The 18,369-nt window shown below is 63.0% G+C and carries 21 protein-coding genes; 12 read left to right on the forward strand and 9 right to left on the reverse strand.

The window, feature by feature from the left end; translation table 11 throughout:
• Window positions 1–11: 11 nt before the first annotated feature.
• Window positions 12–1,178, reverse strand: coding sequence for an amidohydrolase (locus X756_RS139375; protein WP_023731427.1), 1,167 nt, complete (start codon window positions 1,176–1,178; stop codon window positions 12–14).
• 91 nt (window positions 1,179–1,269) lie between these two features.
• Between X756_RS139375 and X756_RS139370 the strand changes: the two genes are divergently transcribed.
• On the forward strand, window positions 1,270–2,118 hold the full coding sequence (locus tag X756_RS139370; protein WP_245264580.1) for an AraC family transcriptional regulator: 849 nt from the start codon (window positions 1,270–1,272) through the stop codon (window positions 2,116–2,118).
• Here the strand turns inward: X756_RS139370 and X756_RS139365 are convergent.
• From X756_RS139365 to X756_RS139355, 3 genes are all read right to left on the reverse strand, one after another.
• Window positions 2,087–4,219 (reverse strand): EAL domain-containing protein, encoded by a 2,133-nt coding sequence (locus X756_RS139365; RefSeq protein WP_023692871.1) that lies wholly within the window; start codon window positions 4,217–4,219, stop codon window positions 2,087–2,089. The two genes, X756_RS139370 and X756_RS139365, sit on opposite strands and share 32 nt — an antisense overlap.
• 67 nt (window positions 4,220–4,286) lie before the next feature.
• On the reverse strand, window positions 4,287–4,925 hold the full coding sequence (locus X756_RS139360; RefSeq protein ID WP_023670260.1) for an HD family hydrolase: 639 nt from the start codon (window positions 4,923–4,925) through the stop codon (window positions 4,287–4,289).
• A complete protein-coding gene (locus X756_RS139355; RefSeq protein WP_023731429.1) occupies window positions 4,925–5,785 on the reverse strand; it encodes a folate-binding protein YgfZ in 861 nt (286 codons plus the stop codon). Before X756_RS139355 ends, X756_RS139360 begins: the two co-directional genes overlap by 1 nt.
• Window positions 5,786–5,867: 82 nt before the next feature.
• Between X756_RS139355 and X756_RS139350 the strand changes: the two genes are divergently transcribed.
• From X756_RS139350 to X756_RS139340, 3 genes are all read left to right on the forward strand, one after another.
• Window positions 5,868–7,199 (forward strand): dihydroorotase, encoded by a 1,332-nt coding sequence (locus tag X756_RS139350; RefSeq protein WP_023731430.1) that lies wholly within the window; start codon window positions 5,868–5,870, stop codon window positions 7,197–7,199.
• A 54-nt stretch (window positions 7,200–7,253) separates the two neighbouring features.
• A complete protein-coding gene (locus X756_RS139345) occupies window positions 7,254–7,481 on the forward strand; it encodes a hypothetical protein (RefSeq protein ID WP_031239468.1) in 228 nt (75 codons plus the stop codon).
• A gap of 62 nt (window positions 7,482–7,543) precedes the next feature.
• Window positions 7,544–8,278, forward strand: a complete 735-nt coding sequence (locus X756_RS139340) for a nucleotidyl transferase AbiEii/AbiGii toxin family protein (protein ID WP_023731432.1) — start codon at window positions 7,544–7,546, stop codon at window positions 8,276–8,278.
• Window positions 8,279–8,299: 21 nt separating this feature from the next.
• Here the strand turns inward: X756_RS139340 and X756_RS139335 are convergent, their stop codons facing one another.
• The 4 genes from X756_RS139335 to X756_RS0135450 all read right to left on the reverse strand — a co-directional run bounded on the left by X756_RS139335 (window position 8,300) and on the right by X756_RS0135450 (window position 10,648).
• Window positions 8,300–9,103 carry a hypothetical protein gene (locus tag X756_RS139335; RefSeq protein WP_023692874.1) on the reverse strand — a complete coding sequence of 268 codons (804 nt, stop codon included), beginning with the start codon at window positions 9,101–9,103 and terminating at the stop codon, window positions 8,300–8,302.
• Window positions 9,104–9,209: 106 nt separating this feature from the next.
• Window positions 9,210–9,467, reverse strand: a complete 258-nt coding sequence (locus tag X756_RS139330; protein ID WP_023673564.1) for a hypothetical protein — start codon at window positions 9,465–9,467, stop codon at window positions 9,210–9,212.
• Between the two features lie 328 nt (window positions 9,468–9,795).
• On the reverse strand, window positions 9,796–10,173 hold the full coding sequence (locus X756_RS139325; RefSeq protein ID WP_023731433.1) for a TIGR02301 family protein: 378 nt from the start codon (window positions 10,171–10,173) through the stop codon (window positions 9,796–9,798).
• Between the two features lie 67 nt (window positions 10,174–10,240).
• Window positions 10,241–10,648, reverse strand: a complete 408-nt coding sequence (locus X756_RS0135450) for an NUDIX domain-containing protein (RefSeq protein ID WP_031239471.1) — start codon at window positions 10,646–10,648, stop codon at window positions 10,241–10,243.
• Between the two features lie 123 nt (window positions 10,649–10,771).
• Between X756_RS0135450 and X756_RS139320 the strand changes: the two genes are divergently transcribed.
• Window positions 10,772–11,530 (forward strand): SOS response-associated peptidase, encoded by a 759-nt coding sequence (locus tag X756_RS139320; RefSeq protein WP_023731434.1) that lies wholly within the window; start codon window positions 10,772–10,774, stop codon window positions 11,528–11,530.
• Between the two features lie 136 nt (window positions 11,531–11,666).
• On the opposite strand, the gene X756_RS1000000168140 is transcribed toward X756_RS139320, so the two are convergent.
• Complete coding sequence (locus tag X756_RS1000000168140) at window positions 11,667–11,822, reverse strand: hypothetical protein (RefSeq protein ID WP_023673568.1); 156 nt, start codon at window positions 11,820–11,822, stop codon at window positions 11,667–11,669.
• 391 nt (window positions 11,823–12,213) lie between these two features.
• Between X756_RS1000000168140 and cysS the strand changes: the two genes are divergently transcribed.
• The 7 genes from cysS (at window position 12,214) to cimA (ending at window position 18,329) form a co-directional block, all read left to right on the forward strand.
• A complete protein-coding gene (gene cysS, locus X756_RS139315; RefSeq protein ID WP_023731436.1) occupies window positions 12,214–13,647 on the forward strand; it encodes a cysteine--tRNA ligase in 1,434 nt (477 codons plus the stop codon).
• A gap of 123 nt (window positions 13,648–13,770) precedes the next feature.
• Complete coding sequence (locus X756_RS139310; protein WP_023731437.1) at window positions 13,771–14,175, forward strand: endonuclease domain-containing protein; 405 nt, start codon at window positions 13,771–13,773, stop codon at window positions 14,173–14,175.
• A complete protein-coding gene (locus X756_RS139305) occupies window positions 14,172–14,558 on the forward strand; it encodes a VOC family protein (protein WP_023673572.1) in 387 nt (128 codons plus the stop codon). Before X756_RS139310 ends, X756_RS139305 begins: the two co-directional genes overlap by 4 nt.
• 22 nt (window positions 14,559–14,580) lie before the next feature.
• Window positions 14,581–15,087 (forward strand): GFA family protein, encoded by a 507-nt coding sequence (locus X756_RS139300; RefSeq protein WP_023731438.1) that lies wholly within the window; start codon window positions 14,581–14,583, stop codon window positions 15,085–15,087.
• A complete protein-coding gene (locus X756_RS139295; RefSeq protein ID WP_023687309.1) occupies window positions 15,084–15,560 on the forward strand; it encodes a GFA family protein in 477 nt (158 codons plus the stop codon). Before X756_RS139300 ends, X756_RS139295 begins: the two co-directional genes overlap by 4 nt.
• An 8-nt stretch (window positions 15,561–15,568) precedes the next feature.
• On the forward strand, window positions 15,569–16,525 hold the full coding sequence (gene pip / locus X756_RS139290) for a prolyl aminopeptidase (RefSeq protein WP_023702703.1): 957 nt from the start codon (window positions 15,569–15,571) through the stop codon (window positions 16,523–16,525).
• Window positions 16,526–16,712: 187 nt separating this feature from the next.
• Window positions 16,713–18,329 carry a citramalate synthase gene (cimA, locus tag X756_RS139285; protein WP_023731439.1) on the forward strand — a complete coding sequence of 539 codons (1,617 nt, stop codon included), beginning with the start codon at window positions 16,713–16,715 and terminating at the stop codon, window positions 18,327–18,329.
• Window positions 18,330–18,369: the final 40 nt, after the last annotated feature.

Raw genomic sequence — 18,369 nt, forward strand, 5'->3', positions numbered from 1 at the left:
GCGCTCGGCCGTCAGCGTAGCGTCTGCTCAACGAGCGTGACGAAATAGCGGAGCACGGTGGGGACGATGGCGTCGTTGAAGACATAGCGATCGCCGTGCAGCCCTTCGCCCGGTCTGACCGCTCCTGCGCCGACCCAGGCATAGCAGCCGCCGGCTTCGCGGACCATGTAGGCAAAATCCTCGCAGCCGAGGCTCGGGTTGGATGCGGTCTCGACCTGCTCGCGGCCGACAACCGCGGTTGCCGCCTGGACGGCCCGGTCAGTGGCAGCCGACGTGTTGACCAGCGGCGGATAGCCTTTCTTGTAGGCGAGCTTGGCGGTGAGGGCATGCGCCGAGGCAATGCCTTGCGCGATGTCGCCGATCAGCCTTTCGCAATGGTCCGACAAAGCGGGCTCGAAGAAGCGGCAGGTCCCCTGCAGCCAGACCTTGCTTGGCACGATGTTGCCGACGTTGCCGCCATGGATCTGGGTGATCGAGACGACCAGCGCCGCCTGCGGGTCTACCGAACGGCTGACGATGCGCTGCACGGCCTGGACGAAGGCGCCGGCCGCAAGCACGGGATCGTCGCCCAGCTGCGGCATGGCGGCATGCGCGCCGGTCCCCTCGAAGCTCAGTTCGAAAGTGTCGACGGCGGCCATCATCGCGCCGGCGCGGGCCGCGATCGTTCCAAGCGGCAATCCTGGCCAATTGTGGACGGCGTAGGCGGCTTCCACGGGGAAGCGCTCGAAAAGCCTGTCCTCGATCATCCGCATGCTGCCGCCTTCATTTTCCTCCGCCGGCTGGAAGATGAAATAGACCGTGCCGTCGAAGTCTCTGCTATCGGCAAGCAGCTTGGCGGCGCCGAGCAGCATCACGGTGTGGCCGTCATGGCCGCAGGCATGCATCACACCGTCCTTTTTCGACGCGTAGGACAGCCCGGTCTTCTCCAGCACGGGCAAGGCATCGAGTTCGGCCCGAAGCCCGATGGCGCGCACGCCTGGTCGTCCTCTGAGGACACCAACCACGCCGGTGCCGCCTATGCCTTCATGGATTTCGTCGAGCCCGAAGGTGCGCAGCTTGTCCGCAACGAAGCGCGCGGTCTCATGTTCGCCGTAGCCGAGCTCCGGATTGGCATGGATGTGATGCCGCCATTTTATCACCTGCGGGGTGAGGGCGGCGACGGGGTCGTTGTGCAGCATTGCGCTCTCCTTGCCGGCCGTCGTAAATTTGGCCTTGTCGATGCCAGCACCTAAAGGGTCTGCACCGGCGGCGTCTTGAACAGGATTGACCGTGTCTGGAATTCAACAGCCTCAGGAGACGACGCAGTTCTGGCGTCATCCGCGCTTTCGCGATCTTGGCATGCTCAAGGCGCGCTTCACGCGGCATCGCTACCAGTTGCACACGCACCCGACCTATGTCGTCGCGCTGATTACGCAAGGGTGCGAGCGTGTCCGCATCGGCAACGAGACTGTCCTCGCGCCGTCGGGCACGGTTCTGCTCGTCAATCCGGAAGTGTGGCATGACGGCGAGGCGGGCGCCGACCAGGGCTGGGCTTACCGCACCTTCTATCCCTCGGCCTCACTCATGGGCGCGATATCAGGAGAACTCGGGCAGGATCGCCCACCGCTGTTTTCACAAGCGATCGTCGATGATGCCGACACCGTCCAGGCGGTGGCCGTCGCTCACCAAGCCTCGACATCGGGCGATGCCACGAGTGCCGAGACGTCCATGCTGATCGCGCTACGCAAGCTCATCTTGCGCCATGGCGATTGGGGCGGCCGGCGGCGCGAAGCGGTCGAAAGCTTCGGATCGAAAAGCCGGCTCCGGGTCTATGAACAGGTCATCGAAGACCATCTGAACTCGGACCTCGATTTGCAGCGGCTCGCTGAAGCCGCAGGCGTGACGCGCTTTCAAGTTATCCGCGATTTCAGGAAAGTGCTGGGTCTCACCCCTGCTGCCTTCATCCGTGACCGCAGGCTGCGCCGTGCCGATCTCCTGATCCGGCAAGGTTCAGATCTCGCCGGTGCTGCCTTTGCGGCCGGCTTCTCCGACCAGAGCCATCTCTCGCGCACCTTCCGCGCCGCGCATGGAATGACGCCGGGGATGTTCAGGCGCGCCGGGACGCTGCCCTCGTCTTGAGAAGTCGAGCCATGTCGGCGGCCTTTGACGGCATGCCGATCAGAAAGCCCTGCGCCTCGACGCAGCCAGCCTTGCGCAATATGTCGAGCTGCGCTTCGGTCTCGACGCCTTCGGCGGTGACGGTGATGCCAAGTTCGGCACCAAGCCCGATGATCGTGCGCACGATCGCCGCCGTGTCCTTGTTGTCGATATCGTGGATGAAGGAGCGGTCGATCTTGATCTTGTCGACGGGAAAACGCCTGAGATAGCCGAGCGACGAATAGCCGGTGCCGAAATCGTCGAGCGCGATGCGGATACCGAGTTCGCGCAGCTGCCTCAGCGTCTTCAGCACCGTCTCGCTCTCATCCATCAGCACGGTCTCGGTGATTTCCAGTTCGAGCCGGCTGGCCGGCACACCGGAAACGGCCAGCGCCGAAATCACGCTGCGGGCAAAGTCGGCGCTTCTGATCTGCACTGCCGAGACATTGACGGCGATGCGCATTCCAGGCGGCCAGCCGGCGGCCACGCTGCAGGCCTGTTTCAGCGCCCATTCGCCCAGCGGAACGATCAGCCCGCTGTCTTCGGCGGCTGCGATGAAATCGTCGGGCGCCACCAGGCCGCGCGTCGGTGAATTCCACCGCATCAACGCTTCGGCGCCGACGATCTTGCCCGACGCGATGTTGGTGATCGGCTGGAACTCCAGCACGAACTCCCGCCGTTTCAGTGCCGTCTCGAGATCGGTTTCGAGCGCCAGGCGCGCCCGCACCAAGGCATCCATGCCGGGCTCGAAAAAGCGGTAGACGTTGCGGCCTTCGCTCTTGCCGCTGTAAAGCGCCATGTCGGCGTTCTTCAAAAGCGTGTCGGCGTCCTTGCCGTCACCGGGATACAGCGCGATGCCAAGGCTGATGCCGACATGCATGTCGCGGCCCTTGTCGCGAAACGGCTGGCTGACGACAGCGACGATGCGTTTTGCCAGTTGTTCCGCATCGGTGGCGCCTTTGGGATTGAACTGCAGGATGGCGAACTCGTCGCCACCGAGGCGGGCGACCACATCGGTGTCGCTGCGCAGGCTGTGCCGCAACCGCTCCGCCACGCATTTCAGCAGCCAGTCACCGGCCGGGTGTCCCCAGGTGTCGTTAACGGCCTTGAAGCGATCGAGGTCGAGCGAGAAGATCGCCAACGGTGTATCGCCGGTCATCGCCTGGTCGAGCCGTTCGCGAAACATCGAGCGGTTGGGCAGGTCGGTCAGCGTGTCGTAATGGGCAAGGTGGCTCATGCGCTCTTCGGCGCGCCGGCGCTCGGTGATGTCTTCGAAGGTCGCCACCCAGCCGCCACCGGTAAGCGGCCGGCGCGCAACCAGCAGCGTTCGGCCATCGGCAAGGCTGCGGTCTGTCGAACGCTCCTCACCGGCCTGCAGGCTGGCTCTGGTGTTGGCGATCTCGCCGTCGATGTCCATCGACGGATAGATGCGCAGTCGCACCATCTGTTCGAGCAGGGCGCGCTGGCTCATGCCGAGCGGGAAGTCGTCAGGCGTGACCTTGTAGAGGTCGAGGAAGCGCTGGTTGCGCACGATCAGCGTGCCTTCGGCGTCGTACATCAACAGGCCTTGCGACATGTTGGCGAGCGCCGCATCGAAGCGGCGGTGCTGCTCCTTCAGTTCCTGCTCGGCCCGCCTTTGCTCCGTAATGTCCTCATAGATCGACACCCAGCCGCCTGAGGCCAGCGGCCGGTGCGTGATGGAAACGATGCGTCCGTCCGACAGTATTTCCTCGTAGGTCGAGGCTTGCGCGCGCTCGATATAGGGCTTGCGGATGGCATACAGGTCTTCGGCGCTCTGTGAGGCGACACCGATGTCGACGCTGTGCTTTAGAATGTCCAGGAACGCGATGCCGGGCCGCACGATCTTCGCGTCGAGGGAGAAGATGCTGATATAGTTGCCGTTGCAGATGATCATCCGCTCGTCGGCGTCGAACATGCACAGCCCATGCGACATATTCTCGACGGCCGCGGAAAAGCGCTCGTTCTGGTGGCGCAGTTCGTCGGCGATCTGCCGTGGCGCGGCGACGCCTCCGGCTCCCCGTCTGCGGACGGGCGAACCACCCTTGACGTGCGCAACGGACATGAGGCGTGCCTGCTGACCGTGATCGAAACCCGGTACTGTGGTTACCGCTGGTTAATTTAGCGTATGTTCACTGCGCCGAATGCACGGCAACCGTTGCCTGGCGTTGCTTTTCAAGCGTTGCGTAGCGTTTGAGGAAGGCAGCTTGCGCCGAGGTCACCGAGTGCGGCTTAAAGTCGAAGCGGTCGGCATTGAACCCGCGCGGCCGGCCGAAGAACTCGGTTGCTTCCGCGGTCGAGAAACCGGCAAGCAGCGTCGCCTCGTAATAGGCGGCGATCTGGTCGGCGCGCTTGATCTCCTTGCGCAAGCCGACGCCGAGTTCGGGCGGCAGCGAAAAGCGCTGATGGATGGCGCGCTGGAGACGCAGCTCACACTCCTTGTAGGAGCCGCCCATTACCGATTTGAACGGCGAGATCATGTCGCCGATGACATATTCCGGCGCGTCATGCAGCAGTGCTGCCAACTGAGCATTGGCCGAGGCGTCCGGCTGCAACTCGCTGAACAGCGCCTCGACCAGCAGCGAATGCTGGGCGACCGAAAAGGCGTGATCGCCGCGGGTCTGCCCGTTCCAGCGGGCGACGCGGGCAAGCCCGTGGGCGATGTCGGAGATTTCGATGTCGAGCGGCGAGGGATCTAGCAGGTCGAGCCGCCGTCCCGACAGCATGCGCTGCCACGCGCGCGGTGGCGCTCCGACGCGATCGGCAGCCATCAGGCGTCCTCCGCGCCGATGGCTTCCCTGGGAAAGCTGAACTGCGCCCAGGCCGGGATGGCGAGCGAGACGGTGACATCACCGGCCAGTACCGGCTGGCCAGCGTCGAGCGCCGCCTTGACCCGGTCGATGCGGGAAATGGCGAGTCCGGCCGTGCCCGCGGTCGAGCCGAGCGTGCCGACCGGCCGCCCCGCAACCGTCAGCTCCGTGCCGGGCGCGGGTAAGGCGCGGTCGGCCGAAACGATCAGCACGCGGCGCCTGGCGGTGCCGCGATGCTGCATGCGCGAGACCACTTCCTGGCCGACATAGCAGCCTTTCTTGAAGCCGACGCCGCCGGTCTCGTCGAGCAGCACGTCGTGAGGGAAGGCATCGCCGAGCTGATAATCGGAACCGCTTTCGGCAATGCCTTTGGCGATGCGGAGCGCCTTCCACGCAGCCGGGTCGCCACCTGCGGATGCGCCGCCATAGGAACGGCTCACAACCACATCGCGGAAGCGGACATCGGCAAGTGTCGTTGAATTAGAAGGTGAGGCGCTTGAATCATCGCCCCAGGCAACCGTCACAAGCACTTGATCCTGCCTAGCAATCTCGGCCTTGGCGCGCAGCTTGTAAAGCATCAGCCGGCGCAGGAAGTCGTCTGCGATATCGGCACGGCAATCCAGCCGGAATGCGTCTTCGCCGCTACGCGAGATCAGGAAATCAAACAGGATCTTGCCTTGCGGCGAAAGCAGCGCACCGGGCTTTGCCGCGTCGACGGCCAGCGTGTCGAGGTCGGTGGTGAGGATGTTCTGCAAAAAATGCTCGGCATCCGGGCCTGACACGGAAATGAGAGCGCGGTCTTTGAGCAGGGCAAAAGGCATGGGCGGCAAAGAACCTGATCTTGCAAAACGGTCGGCCTTTACGTAAGCCGACGATACTCCCCCCGCAAGAGACCGAACGCCCATGGCCACCACCTACGACCTCATCCTGACAGGCGGCACGGTGGTCAACCATGATGGCGAGGGCGCGCGCGATGTCGGCGTCAAGGGTGGTCGCATCGTCGCAATGGGCGATCTTCGCCAAGCTTCGGCCGGCGAAGCGATCGACTGTCGCGGGCTGCACGTCCTGCCCGGCGTCGTTGACAGCCAGGTGCATTTTCGCGAGCCGGGGCTGGAGCACAAGGAAGATCTCGAGAGTGGATCTCGCGCCGCTGTTCTGGGCGGGGTCACCGCCGTCTTCGAAATGCCCAACACCAATCCGCTGACCACCAGCGAGGCGGCGCTTGCCGACAAGGTGCGCCGCGCCACCAGCCGGATGCATTGCGACTTCGCCTTCTGGGTTGGCGGCACACGCGAGAATGCCAATGATGTCGGTGAGCTCGAGCGGCTGCCGGGTGCTGCCGGGATAAAGGTGTTCATGGGCTCGTCCACCGGCGACCTGCTAGTCGAGGACGACGAGGGTGTCGCATCGATCCTGCGCAACACCCGCCGCCGCGCCGCCTTTCACTCGGAGGACGAGTTCCGGCTGCGCGAGCGCCTCGGCTTGCGCGTCGAGGGCGACCCGTCCTCACACCCCGTCTGGCGCGACGAGATCGCGGCCTTGCGCTGCACCGAGCGGCTGGTGCGCATCGCGCGCAGCACCCGCGCCCGCATCCATGTCCTGCACATCTCCACTGCCGAAGAGATCGTGTTCCTCGAACAGCACAAGGATGTCGCCACCTGCGAGGCGACGCCGCACCATTTGACGCTCACCGCCGACGACTATGCGCGGCTGGGCACGCTGATCCAGATGAATCCGCCGGTTCGCGCGGCCCGCCATCGCGACGGCGTCTGGCACGGCATTGCGCAAGGCATCGTCGATGTGCTCGGCTCCGACCACGCCCCCCACACGCTGGCCGAAAAGGCAAAGCCCTATCCGGCCTCACCGTCGGGGATGACCGGGGTGCAGACGCTGGTGCCGATCATGCTCGACCACGTCAATTCAGGCCGGCTGACCCTGCAGCGCTTCGTCGACCTCTCCAGCCATGGCCCACAGCGCATCTTCGGCATGGCCCGGAAAGGCCGTATTGCCGCAGGCTATGACGCCGATTTCACCATTGTCGACCTCCAGCGCCGCGAAACCATCACCAATGCGCAGGCCGGCTCCAGGGCCGGCTGGACGCCCTATGACGGCAAGGAAGTCACCGGCTGGCCGGTCGGCACGATCGTGCGCGGTCGTCGCGTGATGTGGGACGGCGAGATCGTCACGCCAGGACAGGGCAGGCCGGTGGAGTTTTCCGAGGCGCTGCCGGCTTAGCGGTTTCTTGCTGCGTTGGATTTTTTAAGCGCTATCCACTACGTTAAGGGCATTATGAACGCAGATATCGCGCCCATGATTGTCCCTGCGGAGTTTCCGGAGCTCCAGGCGCTCGCCTGGAACCGCGATGCGGCACGCCCGATTCCGGCCGAAGAGGCATTTGCGCTGTATGAGCGTAATTGGCGGTTTGTCGATCAAAAGCGTCTTACTGTGCGTGAGAAGCTGCTTATCCAAGGTTTGGCAGACAAATTCGGTCACGGCGTGCTCTTGACCGCCGGCTGATTTCCCTCACCTGATCGTTCCTCGCAGCCGGAATATCAACAGGACACACCGCGAGCGTCATGATGGAATTCAAGAGGCCCGAGCACCAGATCATTGCCGAAGCGCTCGGATTGATGGATCGCCATTTCCTGACCGCAAACCAGTGCTGGTTCGGCGGTGGCACTGCGATCGTCATGAAATTCGGGGAATATCGCCGCTCACTGGATGTGGATTTCCTGTGTGCCGACAGCGATGCCTATCGCGAATTGCGGACCTCCGCAGCCGAACGTGGCGTCAGAGCATTCTTTCCTGAGCCGGTCGAGGCTGTTCGGGACTTCCAGATCGATCAATATGGCTTGCGGACGATCGTGCGGTTGAAAGGCCAAACGATCAAGTTTGAAGTCATCCGCGAAGGCCGCATAAAACTGCGAGGCCATTTCGACGACGATCTGAATGTATCCGCCCTGGTCCCGGCGGATATGTTTGCCGAGAAGTTGCTGGCGAACGCGGATCGATGTCAGGACCGTGCAATTGCATATCGCGATGCCATCGATCTTGGAGTGCTGGTTGGCATCTATAAGGAAATTCCGAGCGACGCTGTTGGCAAGGCGAAGGTGGCCTATGGCGTGGATATCGAGCGCAAGGTGGCTTGGGTGGTAAACAGGCTGCGGGACAAGGAAGAATTGCGGCATGCCGCCGAGGTGCTGCAAATGGATCCCAACGCGGCGGTCGAAGCGATTTCGGCCCTTCGATGTGAAGGCGTCCGCATCTGGCCTGACACGGGTATTGCCCCGGAGCTTTCCAGCCCTGGTCAATAGCCGTAAGGGCGTTGCAGAAACTCAATCCCCGGCGACGAAAAACGTCCACTGCCCGGTGGGCGTAATGCCGACGCGGTAGAAGATGTAGGCTCCGAACTGCTTCATGTCGTCATAGTCGCCGGCGGTGACGATCTTGAACAGTTCGACCCGCTGCCTGGCGTTGAGCTTGTCCAGCGGCAGGGCGAAGAAATACGGCCAGACATAGAGTTCCTGCGGTGTGCCGACGTCTACATGGACATAGCCGGCATTGAGCACCTCTTCCAGGATGGCGAGGATTTCCTGACCTTCCTTGTCGCCCGATAGCCCTTTCAGGAAGGCGATCGGGTCGCCCTCGATTTCGCCCAGCGACAATTGGGTCATGGTGTCGCCCTTGCCGATCAGCGGCCGCAGCTTCTCGATGTCGCCGCTGACGCAGGCCTCGACCATCAGATCGCGCATGCGCCTGACGGGCTCGGGCAATTTGGAAAGGTCATAGACGACTTCGGGCACCGGCGCTTCTGGATCGGCACGCGGGTTGGCCACGCCGCCATCGTTGGCGGGGGCTTCCGGTTGGCTTTGTCCGGGCTCCGTGGGCGATTTCGGCTGGCTGGCGGCCGGTGGCGCCGTGCCGGGCAGATCGGGCATTGGCACTGAATTTTCAGACGGCGCCGTCTCACCATTGGCTGGTGGCCCGGCAGGAGCTGGAAGCTCCTCGCGCTTGATCTCGCTCAGCGCATAGGCAGGGTTGCTGGTCAGGACAAGCGCCAGCGGAACCGCGGCGCAAGAGGCGGCAAGCCAGATGCTGAGGACCACGCCGCGAGGCCGGCCTGACATCGAAAAATTCACCGCTTGCCTCTCCTTGGGCCTAGGCTGTTCAGGCATGATGCCCAAACGGCGCGCCGTCGTCAAAGAACCGGTAAGCTGGCGATGCACCCTCTGAGACGCGCGACGCCTAGTGCCGAAACCGCTCCGGCTCGAAGGCGCCGGCGATCACCTTTTCACGCATGCGATCGAGCAGGGCAAGGGCCGAGGTTTCGCCATTGGCTCGCAGCATCTCGCCGAACGCGGTTTCAAGCGCTGCCTCGGCGATGATTTCAGGTTCTATGCCGGCCGACAGACCTTCCGCCCAGGCCTCGCTATGGCTTTCCACCGCGGTCAGGCGCTTTTCTTCCCTGACCAGCGCGTCGATGTCGTTGACGCCATGTTCCATTTGCGATGTCCACCTTTTCAAGCGGCGGTCCGACGGGTCGGATCCGGCTTGGGCTGCCCCTATCTCACGCAGGCTAAGTAAGTATCTGTAAATACGACATTTTTTTGATCGTCTTTACAAACTTCGTCGCCTGCGTTCGGTCCGATTCAAACTTAGCCGATTAGACCGGTGAGCGGGATGAAAACCTTCAGTTTGAGTTAATTCCGCATTCGCGCGCTAACGTTTCGTTAATACTGTTGCGCAAGTGCAACACCAAGATTGCATCAACGTGCCGTGGATACAAGGCGGGTGCTCGAAAAGGCGTTCGCTAAACGCCGTCTGGCGCTCGTCAGTTGCCGTAACGCGAGGCGATGTCGCGCGACAGCGTCTCGCCTTCCTTCATGTAGCGGCTGATGGCTTCGGTCGCTGACGGCGTGCATTGGGTATAGGTGCCGCCGAAGGAACGGTAACCGCGGTTGAAGCTGGCGATGAAGCGGGCACGCCGCTCCGGATCGGGATTTTCCGAATCGATCAGCTTTTCCATCTCGGTGCGCCACTGGTCGCCCTTTTCGCCGCACAGATTGCGCAGGAAATGCAGCGACCCCAGCACCTCGGCCAGTCGCATCAGCCCGGGCTCGAACGGCGACTCGGCGGCCAGCGCCGGCTGCACGGCAAAAGCCGTGGCGGTGGCGATGCATGCGGTAAGGAACAGCGAGGTGCGGGTCATAAGTCTATCTGACGAAACATTTTGTCGCCTGCAAGGCGATTCTCGGAGCGGCAGATATGGGCCTGCTTCAGGCCAAAAGCTCTTCAGCCACCTCCATGACGTCACCCGCGAGCGGCAGCGTCGCCATTTCATCAAGACTATAGAAGGCGGCGGTCTCGGCATCGTCGCTGGCCGTCGCTTCGCCGCCGGCATAAACGGCGCCGAACACGGTCAGCAGATAGTCGACCGGGTGATTCTCGCCGCTGCCGTCGATGTGGATGTCGCGAAGCGGACGATAGTCCTGCGCCCGCAGCCCGGTTTCCTCCAGCAATTCGCGCACTGCTGCTTCTTGCAGCGTCTCGTCGGGCTCGACCTTGCCGCCGGGAAAGGCATAAAGCCCCTGCGACGGCGGCCGCGCCCGTTTGACCAGCAGCACCGTCCTGCCGCGCACGACGGCGACCGAGACTGCGGGAAGTATCTTGCGCTGCTCGTTCATCGATATCGATTCGCTTATGTGAGGCCCACCCTGTGGACCGGCTGGCAGCGAGCAGCTTTAGCGGTTGCGCAGCGCCGGTTCCATCGCCACGTTCGCGATCGGATCAATTCATCGAGCTTGCCAATGTGCGGACGCTTTGCCCTGACCGCGACGCCCGACCAGACCGCCGCCTTGCTCGGCCTGGCGGAGCTGGAGGATTTTCCGGCCCGCTACAACATCGCGCCGACGCAGCCGGTGCTGATGGCGTTGTCGGGGCCGCCGCGCATGCCGGGCTCGAATTTCCCGGATCGCCAGGCGATGCTGGTGCGCTGGGGGCTGATCCCCACCTGGGTCAAGGACACCAGGGAATTTCCGCTGCTCATCAACGCGCGTTCGGAAGGCGCTATTGAAAAAGCCTCGTTCAAAGCCGCCATGCGCCATCGCCGTGCCTTGGTGCCGGCCTCCGGCTTCTATGAGTGGCAGCAATCCGGCAGCGGCAAGAAGGGCCAGCCCTACTGGATACGGCCGCGGCATGGCGGGTTGATCGCCTTTGCCGGGCTGATTGAAACCTATGCCGAGCCGGGCGGTTCGGAAATGGACACCGGCGCTATTCTTACCGTCAACGCCAATGCCGGCATCGCCCATATCCATGACCGGATGCCGGTGGTGATCGCGCCTGAAGATTTTGCCCGCTGGCTGGACTGCCGCACGCTCGAACCGCGCGATGTGGCCGACCTGCTCAAGCCCGCGCTGCCCGATTTCTTCGAGGCAATTCCGGTCTCCGACCTCGTCAACAAGTTCGCCAACACCGGGCCGGAGATACAGGACATGGGCATCGTCGAGCCCGGCAAGGTCAGGCGCCAGAAGCCCGGCGCGGACGACAGTCAGATGACGCTGTTTTAGAGCGCGCTCCCAAGAAGCCATGTCCGGTCTTCGGGAAGAACCTGCTCAATAGGAAGAGCTGCTGTTTTCAGGCGCGCTATGGGGCCTCAGCCTTCCGTTCCGGCGCACGCCTTGTCGGCGGCGGCACGATGCCTGTTCAGGCAGCGCGGGGCGAAGTGATTTTCGGCGCCGGCTTTTTATTCTTCGCGGTATGGAGAAGGGCGGCGACGATCGCGGCCGGGCCGATCGCACGGTAGTGGTTGGCGAGCGCCGGTTGCTTGGCGCGGCTCGATTCCTGCTTGGTTCGTGACATCGATCTCTTCCCTGGTAACATTTCCGTGTCTGCGTTTGCCGGCCGAATCTGACCGAATCGTGACCTATGGTGAACTAGCCGGCGAATGTTTCATGACTGTGCCGACATGTTTAATAAAATGTTTCAGCGGCTCCTGACCTATGAACCAGCGACGCTTTTGCCGGAAGTTGCGACTTGACGGCAACACCGGCCAAGGCGATAAAGCCGCCGATGAAAACGTTTTTCGCCATTTGTGGCATTTGCATTATTGGCTAGCTTCGCGCTGGTCCGGACGTTTTCGCCTCATCTTTCCCCAGAGTGGACAAACGCCCCGGCCAGCAGGCTGGAGCCCGATTTGTGCCTTGGCACAGGTAAGGCTCTCTCCAGAACTTAACGGACCGGAAGGGCACGCATGTCTGACGCATCGAAGGGTCTCAGCCTCTACAACACGCTAACGCGGACGAAGGACGTGTTCGTCCCCATCGACCCGTCGAATGTGCGCATGTATGTCTGCGGTCCGACCGTCTACGACTTTGCCCATATCGGCAATGCGCGTCCGGCGATCGTCTTCGACGTGCTGTTCCGTTTGCTGCGTCACCTCTACGGCGAGGCTGGTGTCACGTATGTGCGCAACATCACAGATGTCGACGACAAGATAAACGCCCGCGCGCTGCGCGATTTCGGCGCCGAGATCGCGTCGGGAAACCTGACGCTCAACGAGGCAATCCGCCGCGTCACCGAAAAAACCGCCGACCAGTACCACAAGGATGTCGCCGCACTCGGCTGCTTGCCGCCGACGGTCGAGCCGCGCGCCACCGAGTTCGTCGCGCGCCGCGCCGACGGCAAGGTTGACATGATCACCCTCATCGAACGTTTGATCGAACGCGGCCACGCCTATGTCGCCGCCGGCGAAGTGCTGTTCGACACCGCCTCGATGCCGGATTATGGCGAGCTGTCGAAGCGCAATCTCGACGAACAGCAGGCCGGTGCGCGAATTGCCGTCGACGCTCACAAGAAGAACCCGGGCGATTTCGTGCTGTGGAAATTGTCGTCACCGGAAGAGCCCGGCTGGGACAGCCCATGGGGCAGGGGCCGGCCGGGCTGGCACATCGAATGCTCGGCCATGTCGGCCGCCTATCTCGGCGACGTCTTCGACATCCATGGCGGCGGCCTCGACCTGATCTTCCCGCACCATGAGAACGAGATCGCCCAGTCGCGTTGCGCCCACGGCACCGACGTCATGGCCAATGTCTGGATGCACAACGGCTTCCTGCAGGTCGAGGGCCAGAAAATGTCGAAGAGCGTCGGCAATTTCTACGCCATCGCCGAACTGCTGGAAACCGACACTTTCGGCGGCCGCAAATGGCCGGGCGAGGTGCTGCGGCTGGCGATGCTGATGACGCATTACCGCGAGCCGATCGATTTTTCCGTACGCAAGCTGGAAGAGGCCGAGAATACGCTGCGCAAATGGAAGCGCGCCGCCGATCTCTCCCCGTCGGCAGGGCAAGTTCCGGCGGAGGTTGTGGCGGCGCTGTCTGACGACCTCGCCACCTATGCCGCCTTCCAGCAGCTCACGCAGCTTGCCGGTGAGGCCGCGGAGGGCAACGAAGCGGCCGCATCGCTGAAGGCATCGCTGTTGTTCCTCGGCTTCGATATCGGCGCGGCCAAGGTCGACGAGGCAGCGATCGCCAAGGCGATCGCCAAGCGCTTGGAACTGATCGCAGCGAAAAACTGGGCCGAGGCCGACCGCATCCGCGACGAGCTTCTGGAGCAAGGCGTGCAGCTGAAGGACGGCAAGGATCCTGTCACCAACGAACGCGTGACGACGTGGGAGGTGAAGCGGTGAGGGTGGCGCGAGACACCGTTGTAAGATTGGCGAAGGCGGCAGCGACAGCCAATCTCCCCGCTTGCGGGGGAGATCAGCCCTCGCCTCGGTTTTCGCTAATCGCCAGCGCGGAGTGGCCTGAGCATGGGTCACGACCTCGTTCCATCGCGTCAGCGCAAGAATGCAAAGTCCATGCGTCGCGTCATGACCGATGCCGAGCTGAAACTGTGGAATGAGTTGCGGGCTCACCGGCTGATGGGGATGAGCTTTCGCCGACAGGTACCGATTGGACCCTACATTGTCGACTTCGCCTGTTCGGCCCACCACCTCGTAGTCGAGGTTGATGGCAGTCAGCATGCCGACGCAGAAGATGCAGAACGCGACAAGGCACGCAGCGCTCAATTGAGTGCCAGTGGCTGGACCATCCTGCGCTTCTGGAACGACGACGTCATCCGCGATATCGACAATGCCTGCCAGCACATCGTCATCGGGGCCGGCTTGGCCGGCGCCGACGTGCCGGCGCCAGCAAGGGAGGAGCTTGTTTCATGATCGACCATCTCGGCATCAATGTCGCCGACTTCGACGCGTCGAAAGCCTTTTATGACCAGGCGATAGCGCCGCTTGGCGCCTCGCTGATCTACATGGTGCCACTGGAATATACCGGCGGCGCCAAGGTCGGTGGCTATGGCCGCGACCGGCCGGTGTTCTGGCTGCAGGCCAGCGATGACAAGCCGAGGACCCATCAGCACGTCGCCTTCACCGCGCGCAGCCGCGCCGAGGTCGACGCCTTCCATGCCGCGGCGCTCGCCGCCGGCGGCAAGGACAATGGCGGGCCGGGGCTGCGCCCGCATTATCACCCGGACTATTACGGCGCCTTCGTCTTGGATCCCGACGGCAACAATGTCGAGGCCGTCTGCCATGCGCCCGAATGACTATGAAACGGAGTGAGACGCCATGAGCCTCGACAACCGGCCGATCTACACCGGTGGCTGCCAGTGCGGCGCGGTGCGCTTTCGCGTTGAGGGTGCGCTGGGTGACGCCTCGGTCTGCCATTGCCGCATGTGCCAGAAGGCGTTCGGCTCATTTTACGCGCCCCTGGTCTCGGTGCGTGGCGCCAAACTCGACTGGACGCGCGGCGAACCGAAATATTTCGCCTCGTCCAGCCATGTCGATCGTGGCTTTTGCGCCAATTGCGGCACGCCGCTGACCTTTACCGCGCCCGACGGCATCGGCCTCGCCATTGGCGCCTTCGACAATCCGGCTGATATCGTGCCGCTGATCCAGTGGGGCACGGAGGCAAAACTTCCCTATGTCGATACCATCCCGCAATTGCCGGCCGAGGACACTATGGCCGACATGTCGTCGGCGCCTTATCTCGCCGAGCTCGTCTCCTACCAGCATCCCGACCATGACACCGACCAATGGGACACCGAACACCGGCCGCCAGAGGGAAAATCATGACGGATGAAGTTCGAACCGGCGGCTGCCAGTGCGGTGCCGTGCGTTTCCGCATCAAGGGCAAGCTCGGCCGGGCGTCCATCTGCCATTGCCGCATGTGCCAGAAACAGTTCGGTTCGTTTTTCGGCGCGCTGGTGACAGTGCCCAAGGATGGCGTCGAATGGATGCGCGAAGAGCCCACCTATTTCCAGTCGTCGGTCAACATCGATCGCGGCTTCTGTGCCCGCTGCGGTACACCGCTGACCTATCGCCAACCTGGCGCACTGGAGATCGCCATCGGCGCCTTCGACGACCGCTCCGATCTGGCGCCGCAGATCCAGGTCAACTACGCGGTCCGATTGCCTTGGGTGGAAACGATCTTTGACCAGCCCATGCATCAGGATCCGGATTTCTACTCCCGCCAGGAGCAGATCATCTCCTTCCAGCATCCCGACCACGAAACCACGGACTGGCCCGCGCACGGCCTGAAGATATGAGCAATGAAATGAACAGTGAACTTCGTACTCTTTATCCAGAGATCGAGGCGTTCGAGTCCGGCATGCTCGATGTCGGCGACGGCCATCATATCTACTGGGAGCGCTCCGGAACCAGGGGCGCCAAGCCGGCCGTTTTCCTGCATGGCGGTCCCGGCGGCGGCTTCTCGCCAAAACATCGGCAATTGTTCGACCCGAAGCTTTACGACGTCATCCTGTTCGACCAGCGCGGCTGCGGGAAATCGACACCCAACGCCTCGCTCGAGGCCAACACCACCTGGCACCTGGTTGCCGACATCGAGCGGCTGCGTGAGATGTGCGGCTTCGAAAAATGGCTGGTGTTCGGCGGCTCGTGGGGCTCGACGCTGGCGCTGGCCTATGCCGAGACGCATCCTAATCGCGTCAGCGAGCTTGTCGTGCGCGGCATCTACACGCTGACCCGCGCCGAACTCGAATGGTACTATCAGTTCGGCGTCTCCGAGATGTTCCCCGACAAATGGGAGCGTTTCCTGGCGCCAATTCCTGAAGCCGAGCGCGGCGACATGATGGCCGCTTACCGCAGGCGGTTGGTCGGCGCCGATGGCAAGGCGCAGCTGGAAGCCGCCCTTGCCTGGAGCCTGTGGGAAGGTGAGACGATCACGCTGCTACCGGAGCCGGAGACCAGCGACAAGTTCGGCGAGGACGACTTCGCCATCGCCTTTGCCCGCATCGAGAACCACTATTTCGTCCACGCCGGCTGGCTGGAGGAGGGGCAGCTTCTGCGCGATGCCTATAAGCTCGCGGATATTCCCGGCACAATCGTCCACGGCCGCTACGACATGCCGTGCCCGGCGCGCTATGCCTGGGCCCTGCACAAGGCCTGGCCGAAGGCGGATTTCCACCTCATCGAAGGCGCCGGCCATTCCTATTCGGAGCCGGGGATTCTGGATCGGCTGATACGCGCGACGGATGGGTTTGCGGGGAAATGACAGCGCGCGGCACCCCCCTCTGTCCTGCCGGACATCTCCCTCTCAAGGGGGGAGATTGGCTGTCATCGGCGCTTTCGCAAATCTTCATCGCTGCGGGAAAAGATCCGACGCTAAAGCTGCCGATCTCCCCCCTTGAGGGGGAGATGGCCGGCAGGCCAGAGGGGGGTGCTCGCGCGCCAACAGAACAATGACCAAGCAACGCCTCTATCTCTTCGACACAACCCTCCGCGATGGCCAGCAGACGCCGGGCATCGACTTTTCCGTCGAGGACAAGATCGCGATTGCCAAGCTGCTCGACGAGTTCGGCATGGACTTTGTCGAAGGCGGCTATCCCGGCGCCAATCCGACCGACACCGCCTTCTTCCAGCAGAAGCGCACGGCGAAGGCAAAGTTCGTCGCCTTCGGCATGACCAAGCGGGCAGGCGTGTCGGCGTCCAACGACCCGGGCCTGGCAGCGCTCGTGCAGTCCAAGTCCGACGCCATCTGCTTCGTCGCCAAGAGCTGGGACTATCATGTCCGCGTCGCGCTCGGCTGCACCAATGAGGAAAACCTCGACTCCATCAAGGCTTCGGTCGAAGCAGCAATCGCCGCGGGCAAGGAAGCGATGGTCGATTGCGAGCATTTCTTCGACGGCTTCAAGGCCAATCCGGGCTACGCACTGGCCTGCGCCAGGACTGCCTATGAAGCCGGCGCGCGCTGGGTGGTGTTGTGCGACACCAATGGTGGCACGCAGCCCTCGGAAGTGCGCGCCATCGTCGACAAGGTCATTGTTTCAGGTATTCCGGGCGGCCATCTCGGCATCCATGCCCATGACGACACCGGCCAAGCGGTGGCCAATTCGCTCGCCGCCGTCGAGGCCGGCGTGCGCCAGATCCAAGGCACGCTGAACGGCATCGGCGAGCGCTGCGGCAACGCCAATCTGGTCTCGATCGTACCGACGCTGGCGCTGAAGCCGGCCTTCGCCGATCGGTTTGAAACCGGCATCTCGGCCGAGGCGCTGACCGGGATATCCCGGCTTTCCCGCGCCTTCGACGAATTGCTGAACCGTGCTCCGGAAGCGCAGGCGCCCTATGTTGGCGCCTCGGCCTTCGCCACCAAGGCCGGCATCCATGCCTCCGCACTGGCCAAGGAGCCGGCGACCTATGAACATGTGCCGCCCGAGGCGGTAGGCAACCGCCGCCGCGTTATGGTTTCGGACCAGGGCGGCAAGGCCAATTTCCTCGCCGAGCTGAAGCGGCGCGGCATCGATGTGCCCAGAGACGACCATCGTCTCGATGCGCTGATCTCGGTGGTCAAGGAGCGCGAGGCCGAGGGCTACGCCTATGAGGGCGCCGATGCCTCCTTCGAGCTGTTGGCGCGCAAAATGCTGCACGGCCTGCCGGAGTTCTTCAACGTCACTTCGTTCCGCTGCATGGTCGAGCGCCGCTTCGATGCCAACGGCCAGTTGAAGACGGTCTCCGAAGCCATCGTCAAGGTGATGGTCGAGGGCGAGGAGAAGATGTCGGTGGCCGAAGGCCACGGCCCGGTCAACGCGCTCGACATCGCGTTGCGCAAGGACCTCGGCAAATTCCAGAGCGAGATCGCCGACATGGAGCTCGCCGATTTCAAGGTGCGTATCCTCAATGGCGGCACCGAGGCGATCACTCGCGTCCTGATCGAATCGCATGACGGCACCGGCGCACGCTGGTGGACGGTCGGCGTGTCGGAAAACATAATCGACGCCTCCTTCCAGGCGCTGATGGATTCGATCGTCTACAAGCTGATGAAGAACCGCGACATGGCGGGATTGGTGGCGGCGGAGTAGGGTTGCAAGACGTGGGTTTCCTCGCCCCCCGAAGTGGGGC

Origin of the sequence: Mesorhizobium sp. LNJC405B00 (assembly GCF_000502615.1) — a bacterium.
Lineage (GTDB): Bacteria > Pseudomonadota > Alphaproteobacteria > Rhizobiales > Rhizobiaceae > Mesorhizobium.

Excerpts from the sequence above, each read along its gene's own strand:
- X756_RS139375 (WP_023731427.1), bottom strand. The coding sequence starts at position 1,178 with ATGCTGCACAACGACCCCGTCGCCGCCCTCACCCCGCAGGTGATAAAA.
- X756_RS139365 (WP_023692871.1), bottom strand. The coding sequence starts at position 4,219 with ATGTCCGTTGCGCACGTCAAGGGTGGTTCGCCCGTCCGCAGACGGGGA.
- X756_RS139360 (WP_023670260.1), bottom strand. The coding sequence starts at position 4,925 with ATGGCTGCCGATCGCGTCGGAGCGCCACCGCGCGCGTGGCAGCGCATG.
- X756_RS139355 (WP_023731429.1), bottom strand. The coding sequence starts at position 5,785 with ATGCCTTTTGCCCTGCTCAAAGACCGCGCTCTCATTTCCGTGTCAGGC.
- X756_RS139350 (WP_023731430.1), top strand. The coding sequence starts at position 5,868 with ATGGCCACCACCTACGACCTCATCCTGACAGGCGGCACGGTGGTCAAC.
- X756_RS139345 (WP_031239468.1), top strand. The coding sequence starts at position 7,254 with ATGAACGCAGATATCGCGCCCATGATTGTCCCTGCGGAGTTTCCGGAG.
- X756_RS139340 (WP_023731432.1), top strand. The coding sequence starts at position 7,544 with ATGGAATTCAAGAGGCCCGAGCACCAGATCATTGCCGAAGCGCTCGGA.
- X756_RS139330 (WP_023673564.1), bottom strand. The coding sequence starts at position 9,467 with ATGGAACATGGCGTCAACGACATCGACGCGCTGGTCAGGGAAGAAAAG.
- X756_RS139325 (WP_023731433.1), bottom strand. The coding sequence starts at position 10,173 with ATGACCCGCACCTCGCTGTTCCTTACCGCATGCATCGCCACCGCCACG.
- X756_RS0135450 (WP_031239471.1), bottom strand. The coding sequence starts at position 10,648 with ATGAACGAGCAGCGCAAGATACTTCCCGCAGTCTCGGTCGCCGTCGTG.
- X756_RS139320 (WP_023731434.1), top strand. The coding sequence starts at position 10,772 with ATGTGCGGACGCTTTGCCCTGACCGCGACGCCCGACCAGACCGCCGCC.
- X756_RS1000000168140 (WP_023673568.1), bottom strand. The coding sequence starts at position 11,822 with ATGTCACGAACCAAGCAGGAATCGAGCCGCGCCAAGCAACCGGCGCTC.
- cysS (WP_023731436.1), top strand. The coding sequence starts at position 12,214 with ATGTCTGACGCATCGAAGGGTCTCAGCCTCTACAACACGCTAACGCGG.
- X756_RS139310 (WP_023731437.1), top strand. The coding sequence starts at position 13,771 with ATGGGTCACGACCTCGTTCCATCGCGTCAGCGCAAGAATGCAAAGTCC.
- X756_RS139305 (WP_023673572.1), top strand. The coding sequence starts at position 14,172 with ATGATCGACCATCTCGGCATCAATGTCGCCGACTTCGACGCGTCGAAA.
- X756_RS139300 (WP_023731438.1), top strand. The coding sequence starts at position 14,581 with ATGAGCCTCGACAACCGGCCGATCTACACCGGTGGCTGCCAGTGCGGC.
- X756_RS139295 (WP_023687309.1), top strand. The coding sequence starts at position 15,084 with ATGACGGATGAAGTTCGAACCGGCGGCTGCCAGTGCGGTGCCGTGCGT.
- pip (WP_023702703.1), top strand. The coding sequence starts at position 15,569 with ATGAACAGTGAACTTCGTACTCTTTATCCAGAGATCGAGGCGTTCGAG.
- cimA (WP_023731439.1), top strand. The coding sequence starts at position 16,713 with ATGACCAAGCAACGCCTCTATCTCTTCGACACAACCCTCCGCGATGGC.